Here is a 15,416-nt window from a genome sequence, read left to right as displayed (position 1 = left end):
GCTTATTGACTGCGAATGAACAACGTACCCATGAATCACTCAACCGCTTCTTGTTGGCATCGGCGAACCTTGCTGCTCATCGTGCTGCTGCTCGGTTCGGCCACGACCTTCGCCATCGATCCCAACCGCTACGTGTCGGGCCAGAACGGAAAAGGGCGGTTTGCCTTGGTAGCCAACAGGAAAGCAACGCCGCTGGTGGTGAGCGGAAGCGATTTTCCCGGTGTGCTACGGGCACTTAACAACCTGAAAACCGACATTGGCAAGGTGACTCACACCGAGCCTGCGCTGGTGATGGATAAGCTGTCGGCGAAGGAGGTGGTGCTGGTGGGTACGTTGGGGAAAAGTCCGCTGATCGATGGCCTTATCAGAGCCAACAAACTGAACGTAACCGATCTGGCGGGCAAGTGGGAAACCTTCGTGACGCAGGTCGTGGAAAAGCCCATGCCCGGCGTTGATCGGGCGCTGGTGATTGCCGGTAGCGACAAACGCGGCACCATCTACGGCCTCTACGACCTTTCGGCGCAGATTGGCGTATCGCCCTGGACCTGGTGGGCCGACGTGCCTGTGGCACCGCAGCCAACGCTGTATGTGCTGCCGGGTCGCCACACGCAGGGAACCCCCGCCGTGAAATACCGGGGCATCTTTATCAACGACGAAGCCCCGGCGCTGTCGGGCTGGACAAAGGCGAAGTTTGGCGGGTTCAACCACCAGTTCTATGAGCATGTCTTCGAGCTGATCCTGCGGATGAAGGGCAATTATCTCTGGCCCGCCATGTGGGGCAACGCCTTCTACGACGATGACCCTATGAACCCCAAACTGGCCGACGAATACGGCGTAGTCATTGGCACCTCGCACCACGAACCGCTGATGCGGGCGCACGACGAGTGGCGCCGCTACGGCAAAGGTCCCTGGAACTACAGCACCAACGACTCCACCCTGCGGGCGTTCTGGCGGAGCAGCGTGCAGCGGATGGGCACCAACGAAAGTATCCTGAGCGTGGGGATGCGGGGCGACGGCGATGCCCCCATGAGCCGCGAAACCGCCACCACGCTGCTGGAAACGATCGTGGCCGATCAGCGCAAAATCATTCAGGACGTAACGGGCAAACCCGCGTCCGAAACGCCGCAGTCGTGGGCGCTCTATAAGGAAGTGCAGGACTATTACGACAAAGGCATGCGCGTGCCCGACGACGTGACCCTGCTGCTCTGCGACGATAACTGGGGTAACATCCGTAAGCTCCCCGTCATGGGCGCTCCCCGACGCAAAGGCGGCTACGGCATCTATTATCATTTCGATTACGTGGGTGGCCCCCGCAACTACAAGTGGCTAAACACCAATCCCATCGCCCGCACCTGGGAGCAGATGCACCTGGCCTACGAGCACGGCGTCGATCAGATCTGGATCGTTAACGTGGGCGACATCAAACCGATGGAGTTTCCCATCGAATTCTTCCTCGACTACGCCTGGAACCCCAACAACTGGCCCGCCGACAAACTGCCCGACTACACCCGCCTGTGGGCCGAGCGGCAGTTCGGAACGAAGCACGCCGCCGCCATTGCCGACGTGCTGACCCAATACACCCGCTTCAACGCCCGCCGGAAACCCGAACTGCTGGCCCCCAATACATACACCCTTACCAACTACCGCGAGGCCGAAACGGTCGTTAACGACTACAACCAACTGCTGGCGGAAGCAGAGCGTATCGGAAAAGACCTGCCCGCCAGCTATCAGGACGCCTATTTTCAACTGGTGTTGCACCCCGTAAAAGCCTGTGCGACCGTCAACGAGCTTTACGTAACGGCTGGCCGCAACCGCTGGTATGCTGAGCAGGGGCGAGCCGCCACCAACGATCTGGCCGATCGGGTGAAGACGCTTTTCGAGAAAGACGCGCAGATTACGCGCTACTACAACGATACGCTGGCCGGGGGCAAGTGGAGCCACATGATGGACCAGACCCACATCGGCTACACCTACTGGCAGCAGCCTGAGAAGAACAAAATGCCCGACGTGAAAACGCTGGACGTACCCAACACGGCCGAACTGGGCGTCGCCATCGAAGGCTCGACGGCGTGGTGGCCGGGTGGTTCAACGGCCGAGGCTCGCCTGCCGGTTTTCGACCCGTACGGAGCGCAATCCCACTACATCGAACTGTTCAACCGGGGATCGGTGCCGGTGACGTACACGGCCACAACCACCGTGCCGTGGCTTAGCCTGTCGGCGCCCAAAGGCACCGTCGACAAAGAAACCCGGTTGCTGGTCCGCGTCGACTGGAAGCAGGTGCCGGTTGGTAAACAACAGGTGCCGATCACGATCAGCGGCCCGAACGGCCCGCCGGTAGTCGTGCAGGCGATGGTCGACAAACCGGCAGCCCGCCCCACCCTGGCAAAAGGGTTTGTGGAAAGCGGTGGGTACGTATCCATCGAGGCCGAACACCCCAGCCGAACCGTTGCCACGGCAGCGACCAACTGGATACGCATCCCCGACATTGGCCGCACCGCATCGGGCATGACCAGCTGGCCCGTCACGGCACCCGCGATCGACAAACCCGGTGGCGCGTCGCCCCGCCTGGAATACGCCGTTTTTCTGGCCGACAGCGGCAGCGTTCAGGTGCAGACGTACCTGTCGCCCACGCTCAATTTCAACGATAACAAAGGCTTGCGATACGCCATTTCGTTCGACGATGAAGCCCCGCAGCTTGTGGATATCCACGCCAATGAAACCCCGCGCGTCTGGGAGCAATCCGTCGCCAACAACATCCGCATCCTGACGACCCGCCACCGGATTACCAAACCGGGGCCGCATACGCTCAACTACTGGCTGGTCGACCCGGCGGTGGTGGTGCAGAAACTGGTCATCGACCGGGGCGGGCTGAAGCCCAGTTACCTCGGTCCGCCCGAGAGTTTCCGGCCCGAAACTGCCACGCTTAACGAATCAACCGGCCGCTAAGCCAGTCAAACGCCCTCGATCTCATGAAGTCACTACTAATCAGTACGTTGCTGCTGGCTACCCCGACCTGGTTGTTGGCCCAGTTTGGTCCGCGCACGCCCGAGCAGGACAGCCTGATGGCCCGGCAACAACGCAAAACGCAGGCCGACTACCGCAGCATGCTGGCCCAACTGATGATTACCGAAACGCGGCCGGGCCCGTCGGGCAATCCGAAAGCGCCCAATGCTGCCAACGCCGATGAAGCCAAAGCCACCACCTATACCAGCCTGCCCGACCCGCTTACCCTGAAAAATGGGCAGAAAGTAAAATCGGCGAAAGACTGGTGGCAAAAGCGCCGCCCCGAAATTGTGGAAGATTTCGACCGGGAAATCTACGGCCGGGTGCCCGCCAACGTACCTGGCGTGCGCTGGGAGGTCGTCAGCACAAAAGATACGGTTGATGGTGCGTACCCCATCAAACTGAAACAACTGGTTGGCCACGTGGATAACGCAACGTACCCAGCCATCAAGGTCGATATTGAGTTGATGCTGGCCACACCCGCCAAGGCCAAAAGTGGTGTGCCGGTGATGATGAGCTATGGGTTCCGGTTTCCCGCTGGTTTCCGAATGCCGCAGCCCCCGTCGTCGACTACCGCCCCGCCACCACTGAGCTGGCAGCAACAACTACTCGAAAAAGGCTGGGGTTACGCCGTCATTTACCCCACCAGCTACCAGGCCGACAACGGTGCGGGCCTGACCGAGGGCATCATTGGACTGGTGAATAAAGGCAAGCCCCGCAAACCCGACGATTGGGGGGCGCTCCGGGCCTGGGCGTGGGGCGCCAGCCGGGCGCTCGATTACTTTGAAACCGACAAAGACGTCGACGCCAAACAGGTGGGTATCGAGGGCCTGTCGCGCTACGGCAAAGCCACGGCCGTGACAATGGCCTACGAACCGCGCTTCGCCATCGGCTTTATCGGTTCATCGGGCGAAGGGGGCGTGAAACTACACCGGCGCACTTATGGCGAGCAGGTCGAAAACGTCGCGTCGTCGGCCGAATACCATTGGATGGCGGGCAACTTTATCAAATACGCCGGACCTCTCAAACCCACCGATATGCCCGTCGACGCCCACGAACTGGTAGCCCTCTGCGCGCCCCGGCCCGTCTTCATCAGCTCCGGCTCGCCCGACGTGGAAGGTCGATGGGTCGATGCCAAAGGCATGTTTCTGGGTGGGGCCTACGCCAGCCCGGTCTACGAACTGCTGGGCAAAAAAGGCATGGGTACGATGGACTATCCGCCCCAGGAAACGGCGCTGGTGAGTGGCGACATTGCCTTCCGGCAGCATAGCGGCGGCCACACCACCGGCCCCAACTGGCCCACGTTCCTCCAATACGCTGATCGGTATATACGGGTAAAAGCGAAATAGAATAGGCTAGAAGGCCGTTTTTTGTCATCCCGGCTACAGAAGGAATCGCCTGTAGCCGGAGGTTTTCAGCCTAGTCCGAAGATGCGTCCTGACGACTACGCGTCCTGGTCGGGATGACAAAAAAAGAGTACTATACGTCAATCACTAGTTAAACCCACCAACACAACTAATCAATGGGCATGCTACAAACGATGCGCTGGTTCGGGCCGAACGATCCGGTGTCGCTGATGGATATTCGGCAGGCCGGTTGCACCGGCGTGGTCACAGCGCTGCACCAACTTCCGGTGGGCGATGTCTGGCCCGTAGCGGCCATTCAGGAGCGCATCCGGCTGATCGAGCAGGATAACGACCGGTATGTACCGCTGCACTGGGCCGTGGTCGAAAGCCTGCCCGTGCACGAGGCCATCAAAAAAGGACTGCCCGAGCGCGAGGCGTTCATCGAAAACTACAAGCAGTCGATTCGTAATCTGGCAACCTGCGGCATCCGAACGGTCTGCTACAATTTCATGCCCGTGCTCGACTGGTCGCGCACCAACCTGCACTACGAAATGCCCGACGGCTCGCTGGCCCTACGCTTCGTCTGGCAGGATTTTGCCGTTTTCGATCTGTGCATTCTGAAACGGCCCGGTGCCGAAGCTGATTACGAGCCCGAGGTTATCCAGACGGCTCGTGAGGAGTTTGCCCGGATGACGCCCGCCGACATCGCTACCCTGCGCAACACCGTGTTGCTCGGCCTGCCCGGCTCCAACGAAGCGTTCACGCTCGATACGTTTCAGGGGCTGCTGAACCACTACGCCACCATCGGCGATGCCGAACTGCGCGCCAATCTGTACTACTTCATTCAGCAGGTGGCGCCGGTAGCGCAGGAAGTGGGTGTCAACCTCTGCATCCACCCCGACGATCCGCCACGTCCGTTGCTGGGGTTACCCCGTGTGGTCAGCACCGAGGCCGATCTGGAACAGCTCATGGACGCCTGCGACGTGGTCGCCAACGGCATCACCTTCTGCACCGGCTCGCTGGGCATCCGGCCCGACAACGACCTGCCCGGCATGATCGGGCGGTTTGGCGAACGCATCCATTTTGTGCACCTGCGCACCACCAAATCCGAGCAGCCCGACGGCCCCTGGTACAACGCTTTTTTCGAAGCCGACCACCTGGCGGGCGATGTCGATATGTACGCCGTGGTGAAGGCCATCGTGCTCGAACAGCAGCGACGTACCCGGACGGGCATCGGCGAGCCATCCATCCCGATGCGCCCCGATCACGGCCATCAGATGCTCGACGACCTGCATTCGGGTAAACCAACGTACCCAGGCTATTCGGCCATCGGTCGCCTGCGTGGGCTGGCCGAACTGCGCGGCCTCGAACTGGGTATCGAACGGATGCTTCAGGAAATAAAACCGATAAACCAACGCGCCGAAATGGCCTAAGCTGACGCTGAACCACTCCGCCACAACGTACCTACTATGTATCGATTACTCCTTTGCCTGTTACTACTGACCCAGCTTGCGCACGCCGACGACGGCTACCGGCTCTGGCTGAAATACGACCTCATCAACGACATACCCCGCCGCACGGCCTACGCCCGCTCCGCGCAGTTCATTGCCGCAAACAAGCCATCGCCCGTCCTGCAATCAGCCGTTACGGAGTTACAGACGGGCTTGCAGGGCCTATTAGGTAAAGCCGTGCCTGTTGTCGCTCAATCAGGAAGCCGAACGGGCGGTATTGTGCTGACCGTAGCCCCGTCGGGCGCCGACGTGCAGGGCCTCAACGACGAAGGGTATCGGATCGTCCGTCGGCAGAACAACATCGTTATTTCGGCCAAAACCGATGCGGGTGCGCTGTACGGCGCTTTTGCCCTGTTGCGTCACCTGCAAACGGGCCAACCCATCGACCAAGTATCACTGACAAGCAACCCGAAGGTGAAGCTGCGCATGCTCAACCATTGGGATAACCCCAACGGCGCCATCGAGCGGGGCTACGCGGGCGGCACGCTCTGGAAATGGTATGAACTGCCCGAAACCGTCGATCCGCGCTACCGCGATTACGCCCGCGCCAACGCGTCGCTGGGTATCAACGGCACCGTTGTCAACAACGTCAACGCCAGCCCGCGCCTGCTGACGGGCGAATACCTGCAAAAAGTAGCCGCACTCGCCAACGTGTTCCGGCCCTACGGTATCAAGGTCTATCTATCGGTCTATTTTGCCGCGCCCAAAACGCTGGGTGGCCTCAAAACCTCCGATCCGCTTGACCCGCAGGTGCGGCAGTGGTGGGCCGATAAAGTCAACGAAATCCACCGGTACATTCCCGATTTCGGCGGGTTCCTGGTGAAAGCCAATTCGGAAGGCGAACCCGGCCCGCAGGACTATGGACGTACCCACGCCGATGGCGCCAACATGCTGGCGGCGGCCATGAAACCCTACAGCGGCCTGGTCATCTGGCGGGCGTTCGTCTACAAAGCCGATCCCAAAGCCGACCGCTTCAAAGCCGCCCACGAGGAGTTTACGCCGCTCGACGGGCAGTTCGACCCGAAGGTGATTGTGCAGGTTAAAAACGGCCCGATCGACTTTCAGCCGCGTGAGCCGTTCTCGCCGTTGTTCGGCAATATGCCCAAAACACCGCTGGGCATAGAGTTTCAGATCACGCAGGAATACCTCGGTTTTGCCACCCATACCGTCTACGAAGCGCCGCTGTTCAAGGAATGTCTGGAAGCCGACACCTACGTAAACGGCAAAGGATCAACCGTGGCGAAGGTGGTCGACGGCAGTGTGCACGGCTACCGGAACGCCGGACCGACCCAAACGCTCATGGCGGGCGTGGCTAATACGGGCTCTGACCGCAACTGGACCGGCAACCCGCTGGCGCAGGCCAACTGGTATGCCTTCGGGCGGCTGGCCTGGGATCACACGCTCTCGTCGGACGCCATCGCTAACGAATGGACGCGAATGACCCTGACAAGCGAACCGCAGGCGGTGAAACGCATCACGAACCTGCTGCTGAAATCGCGGGATATCTACGTCGACTACAACACGCCGCTGGGCCTGTCGCGCCCCTGGACGGGCGTGCATTTTGCCCCCGAGCCCTGGCAGAACAACAGCTCCCGCCCCGACTGGACCGCCGTGTATTACCACCGCGCCGACTCCGTTGGGCTGGGCTTCGACCGAACCCCTACCGGTAGCAACGCGCTGGCGCAGTACCGGCCCGAGGTGCGGCGGCAGTGGGAAAACCCCGAAACCTGCCCCTTGCCGTATCTGCTGTGGTTCCACCACGTACCCTGGACCAAACCGCTCAGCTCGGGCCGCACGCTCTGGAACGAACTCTGTACCCGCTTCTATACCGGTGCCGACTCGGTGCAGTGGATGCGGCGCGAGTGGGCGCAGGTAAAGTCAGCCGTCGATCCGGCTTTATTTGCCGACGTGTCGGGTCGGCTCGATACTCAGTACAAAGAAGCCCTTTGGTGGCGCGACGCCTGGGTGCTGTATTTGCAGACCTTTGCCCGGCAGCCCATCCCGGCTCCGTTCAAAAAACCGGATCGCACGCTGACCGACGTAAAAAAATCAGTTGACATTTATTTATTACGCTAATGCATTCAAACGGACAACAGGCCGCCCCCGCCCCGGCTACCGCGCTTCAAACGGTGTTTTCACTGGCGGGCAAACGCGCCCTCATCACCGGCGGAGGGAGCGGTATCGGGTTCGACATCGCCCGCTGCATGGTGGCGGCCGGGGCTGAAGTGGTCATCACGGGCCGCCGCGAGCAACCCCTGCAAGACGCCATCGCCACACTCGGCGAGCAGGCCTTTTACCGGGTCAACGACGTCACCGAGCGCGATGCCCTGGAGGCGCTGGTCGACGACATCGAACGTACCTACGGCCCCATCGACATCCTGGTCAACAACGCGGGCATCAATCTGAAAAAGCCCGCGCTGGAAGTCACCGACGCCGATTTCGACCGCATCGTGCACACCAATCTGAACGCCGTTTTCTCGCTGACACGTACCTGCGCCGCCCGCATGCTCCAGCGGGGCAGCGGCTCCATCATCATGATCTCTTCCATGGCGGCCTACTATGGCATCGACCGGGTGGTGGCCTACGCGGCGTCCAAATCGGCGGTGGAAGGGATGGTGAAAGTGCTGGCCTCGGAGTTTTCGGGCAAAGGCGTTCGGGTGAACGCCATTGCACCGGGATTCATCGAAACGGCTATGAGCAAAACCGCGATGGGCGGCGACCCCGACCGCTTCGCCCGCGCTATGCGCCGCACCCCGATGGGCAAATTCGGCCAGCCCGAAGACATCGGCTGGGCGGCCGTGTTCCTGGCCTCTGAAGCCGCCAAATACGTCACCGGCGTCTCACTCCCCGTCGATGGCGGCAACTCCATTGGGTTTTAGGAGTCATTGATGCGGTCCGCCGCTGCGGGTCATTGGTGGTCATTCGTTGTCATTTATAGTCATTGATTGTTTTGTACAACGAATGACCACGAATGACTACCAATGACCACCAATGACCACCAATGACCACAAACGACTACTAATCAATCAAGTATCTTCCCATAATGAACCGTCGACAATTTATTGAACAGACCCCGCAGACGCTCGCGGCGGGTGGGCTACTGGCCACGCAGGCTGGCAACGTACCTGACAAAATTCCCGCGAAGCCGTTTGTGCACCACGTCTATTTCTGGCTCACCAACCCTAACAGCGAGGCCGACAAAAAGCAGCTGGTAAGTGCCCTTCAGGCGCTGAGCAAAGTGCCCGTGATCCGGCAACACTTTATCGGCACGCCCGCCACCACCAACCGCGACGTCATCGAACGGTCGTATCAGGTGTCGTGGCTCTTGTTTTTTGATAACCTGGAAGAAGAGGAGGTGTACCAGAAACACCCGATTCACCTGCAGTTTGTCGAGAAAAACAAGCACCTCTGGAGCAAGGTCGTCGTCTATGACTCGGTGACGATGTAAGCCCACACCAGTTCGTAACCCCCATGCGCAGCATCAACAACATCCATCCGGCCGAATACAGCCCCATAGCTGACCTGATCACCTACTCGCCCCTGCCCACCCGGCAACTGGCGCAGATCGACCCGTTTCTGTTTCTGAACCACCACGGCTACCAGACGTACCCACCGCGCAATAACGGCCTGCCATTTGGGCCGCACCCGCACCGGGGCATGGAAACCGTGACGTTCATTGTAGACGGCGACATCATGCACAAAGATTCGCAGGGCTACCAGAGCGTGATTACGGCCGGAGGCGTGCAGTGGATGACGGCGGGCCGGGGCCTGATCCACGCCGAAGTGTCGTCGGCCGGGTTTCTGGCCGAGGGTGGGCCGCTCGAAATCTTGCAACTGTGGGTCAACCTGCCTGCCCGCCTCAAACTGACCGAACCCGCCTACGAAGGCCTGCAAAAAGAGCAGATTCCGGCGATTCCGGTTAGTGCCGGTGTCGACCTGAACCTCGTTTCTGGCGTTTGGGAAGGACAGCCCGGCGCGTTCAACACGCTTAGCGACGTCTTTCTCAGCACCATCGCCTTCCAGCCGGGTGGGCAAATCAGGCTGCCCGTGGCTGCCGATCGCAACATCCTGTTCTACGTCATTCGGGGGAGTCTCACCGTCAACGGGCAAACCGTCGATCAGCGCCAGCTGGTTACGTTCAACCCCGACGGCGACAGTCTCGAGGTAACGGCCACGACCGACGCGCTCCTGCTCTTCGGGCATGCCGTGCCCTTCAATGAGCCGGTGGTGGCCCGCGGCCCATTCGTCATGAACTCGGAGCAGGAAATTATGGACGCCTACCGCGATTACCAACTGGGCAAATTCGGCACCTGGAAGGGCTAACCCCGCTGGAGGAACTTATCGAACCACTATCAACTAAAACGCATGCAACGTACCCAAACTACACTCGCACTCGTGGCCCTGCTGGGCTGCTCACTCGCCACCGTGGCGCAGACGAACGGCGGAAAAAACCCGATTTCGCAGCCGCTGATCTCGAATATCTATACCGCCGATCCCTCGGCGCACGTGTTCAACGGCAAGATTTACATTTATCCGTCGCACGACATCGAGGCGGTCAACGTCAAGGAAGATGATGATGGCGGGCACTTCGTCATGAACGACTACCACATCCTGTCGATGGACAAAATCGGCGGGCCGGTAAAAGACAACGGCGTGGCGCTTCGCCTCAAAGACATTCCCTGGGCGGGTCGGCAACTGTGGGCGCCCGATGCGACCTACAAAAACGGAACCTACTACCTGTATTTCCCCGTCAAAGACAAGCAGGACATCTTCCGCATCGGCGTAGCCACGAGCAAAAGCCCCACCGGCCCTTTCAAACCAGAGCCCGCGCCCATCAAAGGCAGCTACAGCATCGACCCGACCGTGTTTCAGGATACCGACGGCAAAGCGTATCTGTATTTTGGGGGGATCTGGGGCGGACAGTTACAGCGCTGGACCGGCAACAAGTACAACGCGAAAGGTGCGTTGAAAAAGCCAAATGAACTGGCCTACCTGCCCCGCGTCGCTCGTCTGAATGCCGACATGAAGGAGTTTGCCGAGCCCGTGAAAGAGATCAAGCTGGTTGGCGCTGACGGTAAGCCGTTCACGGAGAAAGACAACGACAAACGCTTTTTCGAAGCCGCCTGGATTCATAAGTACAACGGCAAGTACTACTTCTCGTACTCGACTGGCGACACGCATAACATCTGCTACGCCATCGGTGACAATCCCTACGGACCGTTTACCTACAAAGGCGTCGTGCTGAAGCCCGTGCTGGGCTGGACCAACCACCACTCGATCGTGCAGGTTGGCCCGAAATGGTACCTGTTCTACCACGACGTGCAACTGTCGGGCAAAACACCCCTGCGCAACGTGAAGGTGACCGAACTGACCTACAACCCCGACGGTACCATCAAGACCATCGACGCCTACAAATAAGCCATTACCGGGTCGTACCGCGGGGCCAAAAGCCCTGTGGTACGACCGCTGCTAACGCCTTAATGACCATCTGCTTTATGAAGCGTTTCTTACGACTAATCACCCTCGCCTCGGCGCTGGCCCCGCTGAGCCTGCTGGCACAAAACCGGGTCTCGATCGCCAAAACGGGTAAAGACACCATCAGCCGCCAGATTTACGGGCACTTTGCCGAGCACCTCGGGCGCTGTATCTACGACGGGTTCTACGTGGGCGAGGGCAACAAAACCATTCCCAACATCAACGGCGTCCGAACCGACGTGGTACAGGCGCTGAAAAAGCTCAAGATCCCGAACCTCCGCTGGCCGGGTGGCTGCTTCGCCGACACCTATCACTGGCGCGACGGCGTCGGGCCGAAGAAATCGCGGCCATCGATGCTCAACATCTGGTGGGGCAACGTGCGTGAAGACAACAGCTTCGGCACCCACGAGTTTCTGAACATGTGCGAACTGCTGGGCACCGAGCCGTACCTGTCGGCCAACGTGGGCAGCGGCACCCCGCAGGAACTCGCCGACTGGATCAAGTACACCACGCACCCCAACGGCAGCAGCCCCATGCCCGAACTGCGTCAGCAAAACGGCCGCACCGAACCCTGGAACGTGAAATACTGGGGGATCGGCAACGAGGCCTGGGGCTGCGGCGGCAACATGACCGCCGACTACTACGCTAACCTCTACCGGCAGTTTGCGACGTTCATGAGCAACGGCAGCAAGGACTACAGTCTCTTCCGCATTGCGTCGGGTGCCAGCGACGGCGACTACACCTGGACCGAAACGCTGATGAAGAACATTCCGCATTCGCTGCTCGACGCCGTGGCCCTGCACCATTACTCGGTGATCGAATGGGCTAAAAAAGGCCCGTCGACGACTTTCGATGAGGAGACGTACATGAAGACCATGAAGCAGGCCCTGCTGATGGAAGAATTGGTGACGAAGCACTCGGCCGTCATGGACAAGTACGATCCGAAGAAAAAAGTGGCCCTGCTCGTCGACGAATGGGGCGGCTGGTATGACGTGGAGCCGGGCACCAACAGCGCGTTTCTGTACCAGCAGAATACCCTGCGCGACGCCATGATTGCCGGCACCACGCTCAATACGTTCAACAACCACTGCGACCGGGTGAAAATGGCCAACCTGGCCCAGGCCATCAACGTGTTGCAGGCGGTGATCCTGACCGAAGGCAACAAGATGCTGCTGACACCGACGTACCACGTGATGGAGATGTACACCGTTCACCACGACGCCACGCTGCTGCCCGTGGAGGTGAAATCGGAAGACTATAAACTGGGCGGCGACAAACTCCCCGCCGTGTCGGTATCCGCTTCGAAAGACCGGCAAAACCGCGTCCACGTCTCGCTGGTAAACATCGACGCCAAGAAGGCCAACGATGTAACCGTTGACTTGAACGGCCTGCCCGCGGGCACCATCACCGGCCGCGTGCTGACATCGACCAAATTGCAGGACCATAACACCTTTGCCCAGCCCAATAAGGTAGCACCAACTGCCTTTTCCGGCTTCAAACGCGACGGCGACAAGCTCACCGTTTCGCTCCCGCCGTTCTCGGTGGTCGTGCTGGAAGTGAAGTAGGACCCACCCGGACGCGGGACCGCCCCGGCCCCTCCCCTGAAAGCAGGGGAGGGGAGGTTGGCTAGTCTAGCCACTGAATCAGGTTTGTTTAAAACGAGCTACCTGCCCCGCCATCTTAAGATGAGGCTTACCAGTTCAACCACTTCATCAAGTTCGGCTAAAATGAGCTTTCGCCCGCTAAAACCCCCTCCCCTTAACCAAGGGGAGGGGGCAGGGGGTGGGGTCAAACAAACACAACTATGCGCATCGTTTCACTTGCTCTGCTGACGCTGGTATCGGCGTTCATTGCCCCCGAAAAAGGGCTGAAAGACTATTACAAAAACTACTTCCCCATCGGGGTGGCGGTGAATCAGCGTATGGTGCAGCCCGGCCCCGACGCCGACTTGATCAAGGCGCAGTTCAACAGCATGACGCCCGAAAACGCCATGAAGATGGGGCCGATTCACCCGGAGCCGAACCGCTACTACTGGAAAGATGCCGACGCCATCGCCGACTTCGCCCAGCAGAATAACATCAAGCTGCGTGGTCATACGCTCTGCTGGCACAACCAGACGCCCCGGTGGTTCTTTACCGACTCGACAGGGAAGCAGGTGAGCCGTGAGGTACTGCTCGCCCGCCTGAAACAGCACATTACCGATGTGATGGGCCACTACAAAGGCAAAATCTACGCCTGGGATGTGGTCAACGAAGCCGTGCCCGACACCGGAACCGGCATTTACCGGAAGTCGAAATTTTACGAGATCATTGGCGAGGATTACATCGAAAAAGCCTTCCAGTATGCCCACGAGGCCGACCCCTCGGCGCAGCTTTTCTACAACGATTACAACACCGAGAGCGCCGCGAAACGGGAGAAGATTTATCAGGTATTGAAAAAGCTGAAAGCCCGGAACGTACCCATCAACGGCGTTGGGTTGCAGGCGCACTGGTCGATTTTCGAGCCGACCCGACAGGAGTTGGAAGAGTCGATCACCAAATTCGCTGGCCTGGGTCTGAAGGTGCAGATCACCGAACTCGACGTGTCGGTGTATCCTAAAGAGCACGAACGCCGCGAGCGCCGCGACACTGACAAGAGCGAGTTTACGCCCGAGATGAACGACAAACAGGCTGCGCATTACAAAATGCTGTTCGACGTGTTCCGTAAGCACCGCAAAACCATCACCGGCGTCACGTTCTGGAACCTCTCCGATCGCTACTCGTGGCTCGACAACTTCCCCGTCCCCGGCCGCAAAGATTACCCGCTGCTATTCGACAAAGACGGGAAACCCAAAAAAGCCTACGAGGGTGTCGTAAAATTCTGAGTGGAATGACTACTGGTAGAATTGCCTGATTTGCAGCGAGTTTACAGGTTAATGCGCTGACCAATAGGAATTTGTGTGGAGATTTTTTGTCATCCCGACGGAAGGAGGGATCTTAAGATTTCCCTGCTTGTGGGTAGGGGCGCTTCGAGATCCCTCTTTCCGTCGGGATGACAAAAAATACCATTTACAATTCACGCCGGAATAGGCTCTTTGTCATTCCGAGGGACGAGGAATCTTGATGCGTGCTGACTCAAAAGCCGCGAGAACGTAATATTCCTCGTGCCTCGGAATGACAAAAAAGTCAAAAAACCGGGTAGAAAGGGCATTGTTATCCGTCTCTAGAAAACAGCCAAGTTTTCAATACGCCAATGCCCGGCCGCTATCTGATAGTCTTTTTCATCTTGCTCGTAAGCACGATCACCCAAGCCCAACCACGTACCCAGTATGGACGTACCCAGCCGTTTAAGGTCGTTGGGTTTTACACGGCCAAAAACGATCCGGCGCACATCAGCTTTGTACACGAAGCTAACCGATGGCTGGCCAAAATGGGTACCGAGCACGGCTTTCGCTACGACTCGACCAGCAACTGGGCCGACCTGAACGCGTCATTTCTGGCCAACTATCAGGTCGTTGTCTTTCTGGATACCCGCCCCGAGAAACCCGAACAACGCGCCGCGTTTCAGACGTACCTGGAAGGGGGCGGGGCCTGGTTGGGCTTCCACTTCGCCGCCTTCGCCCTGACGCCCTCGACGTACCCACAAAACTGGGACTGGTACCACAACCAGTTGCTGGGGTCAGGCCAATACGGCAGCAATACCTGGCGACCCACCGCCGCCATCCTGCACGTCGAAGACCCGACCCACCCCGTCACGAAGGGCTTACCCACCACCTTCCAGTCTACACCGAACGAATGGTACCGCTGGCAAAACGACCTGCGCCAGAACCCCGACATCGACATTCTGCTGGCGATCGACGCCAAAAGCTTTCCGCTGGGCACCGGCCCGAAACCCCATGAAATCTGGCACAGTGGTTATTACCCTGTTGTCTGGACCAACCGCAAGTACCGGATGCTGTACGTGAACATGGGCCACAACGACATCGACTACGAAAACAAAACCAACCGCGAACTGTCGTCGTCGTTTCAGAGCCCGGCGCAAAACCAGTTGATTGTCAACGGCTTGCTGTGGCTGGGTCGTAAGCAATAAGAACCTGTACGGC

The 15,416-nt window shown here is 59.2% G+C and carries 11 protein-coding genes; all 11 read left to right on the top strand.

Annotated features, from left to right (window positions below):
• The first annotated feature begins 30 nt into the window (after positions 1-30).
• The 11 genes from FAES_RS22130 to FAES_RS22080 all read left to right on the top strand — a co-directional run bounded on the left by FAES_RS22130 (position 31) and on the right by FAES_RS22080 (position 15,403).
• Positions 31-2,946, top strand: a complete 2,916-nt coding sequence (locus FAES_RS22130; RefSeq protein ID WP_041259334.1) for a glycosyl hydrolase 115 family protein — start codon at positions 31-33, stop codon at positions 2,944-2,946.
• 23 nt (positions 2,947-2,969) lie between these two features.
• The gene (locus FAES_RS22125) at positions 2,970-4,352 is read left to right on the top strand and encodes a glucuronyl esterase domain-containing protein (RefSeq protein ID WP_015333415.1); all 1,383 of its coding nucleotides are present in this window, start codon (positions 2,970-2,972) and stop codon (positions 4,350-4,352) included.
• A gap of 173 nt (positions 4,353-4,525) precedes the next feature.
• On the top strand, positions 4,526-5,782 hold the full coding sequence (gene uxuA / locus FAES_RS22120) for a mannonate dehydratase (RefSeq protein ID WP_015333414.1): 1,257 nt from the start codon (positions 4,526-4,528) through the stop codon (positions 5,780-5,782).
• 36 nt (positions 5,783-5,818) lie between these two features.
• Positions 5,819-7,936, top strand: a complete 2,118-nt coding sequence (locus tag FAES_RS22115; RefSeq protein WP_015333413.1) for an alpha-glucuronidase family glycosyl hydrolase — start codon at positions 5,819-5,821, stop codon at positions 7,934-7,936.
• Complete coding sequence (locus FAES_RS22110) at positions 7,936-8,739, top strand: SDR family NAD(P)-dependent oxidoreductase (RefSeq protein ID WP_015333412.1); 804 nt, start codon at positions 7,936-7,938, stop codon at positions 8,737-8,739. Before FAES_RS22115 ends, FAES_RS22110 begins: the two co-directional genes overlap by 1 nt.
• Positions 8,740-8,903: 164 nt before the next feature.
• A complete protein-coding gene (locus tag FAES_RS22105) occupies positions 8,904-9,308 on the top strand; it encodes a Dabb family protein (protein ID WP_015333411.1) in 405 nt (134 codons plus the stop codon).
• A gap of 23 nt (positions 9,309-9,331) precedes the next feature.
• The gene (locus FAES_RS22100; RefSeq protein ID WP_015333410.1) at positions 9,332-10,183 is read left to right on the top strand and encodes a pirin family protein; all 852 of its coding nucleotides are present in this window, start codon (positions 9,332-9,334) and stop codon (positions 10,181-10,183) included.
• 42 nt (positions 10,184-10,225) lie between these two features.
• Positions 10,226-11,278: a glycoside hydrolase family 43 protein gene (locus FAES_RS22095; RefSeq protein ID WP_015333409.1), complete on the top strand. Its 1,053-nt coding sequence runs from the start codon at positions 10,226-10,228 to the stop codon at positions 11,276-11,278.
• 77 nt (positions 11,279-11,355) lie between these two features.
• On the top strand, positions 11,356-12,900 hold the full coding sequence (locus FAES_RS22090) for an alpha-N-arabinofuranosidase (protein WP_041259329.1): 1,545 nt from the start codon (positions 11,356-11,358) through the stop codon (positions 12,898-12,900).
• A gap of 239 nt (positions 12,901-13,139) precedes the next feature.
• Positions 13,140-14,198, top strand: a complete 1,059-nt coding sequence (locus FAES_RS22085; protein WP_015333407.1) for an endo-1,4-beta-xylanase — start codon at positions 13,140-13,142, stop codon at positions 14,196-14,198.
• Between the two features lie 368 nt (positions 14,199-14,566).
• Complete coding sequence (locus tag FAES_RS22080; protein ID WP_015333406.1) at positions 14,567-15,403, top strand: ThuA domain-containing protein; 837 nt, start codon at positions 14,567-14,569, stop codon at positions 15,401-15,403.
• Positions 15,404-15,416 lie beyond the last annotated feature (13 nt).

The organism is Fibrella aestuarina BUZ 2 (genome assembly GCF_000331105.1).
Classification (GTDB): Bacteria; Bacteroidota; Bacteroidia; order Cytophagales; family Spirosomataceae; genus Fibrella; species Fibrella aestuarina.
Note: the sequence above shows the minus strand (reverse complement) of the source record. Positions and strands in the feature narration are given on the sequence as shown.

Coding starts and splice junctions, on each gene's coding strand:
- FAES_RS22105 (WP_015333411.1), top strand. CDS start 8,904: ATGAACCGTCGACAATTTATTGAACAGACCCCGCAGACGCTCGCGGCG.
- FAES_RS22085 (WP_015333407.1), top strand. CDS start 13,140: ATGCGCATCGTTTCACTTGCTCTGCTGACGCTGGTATCGGCGTTCATT.
- FAES_RS22095 (WP_015333409.1), top strand. CDS start 10,226: ATGCAACGTACCCAAACTACACTCGCACTCGTGGCCCTGCTGGGCTGC.
- FAES_RS22090 (WP_041259329.1), top strand. CDS start 11,356: ATGAAGCGTTTCTTACGACTAATCACCCTCGCCTCGGCGCTGGCCCCG.
- FAES_RS22110 (WP_015333412.1), top strand. CDS start 7,936: ATGCATTCAAACGGACAACAGGCCGCCCCCGCCCCGGCTACCGCGCTT.
- uxuA (WP_015333414.1), top strand. CDS start 4,526: ATGGGCATGCTACAAACGATGCGCTGGTTCGGGCCGAACGATCCGGTG.
- FAES_RS22125 (WP_015333415.1), top strand. CDS start 2,970: ATGAAGTCACTACTAATCAGTACGTTGCTGCTGGCTACCCCGACCTGG.
- FAES_RS22080 (WP_015333406.1), top strand. CDS start 14,567: ATGCCCGGCCGCTATCTGATAGTCTTTTTCATCTTGCTCGTAAGCACG.
- FAES_RS22100 (WP_015333410.1), top strand. CDS start 9,332: ATGCGCAGCATCAACAACATCCATCCGGCCGAATACAGCCCCATAGCT.
- FAES_RS22130 (WP_041259334.1), top strand. CDS start 31: ATGAATCACTCAACCGCTTCTTGTTGGCATCGGCGAACCTTGCTGCTC.
- FAES_RS22115 (WP_015333413.1), top strand. CDS start 5,819: ATGTATCGATTACTCCTTTGCCTGTTACTACTGACCCAGCTTGCGCAC.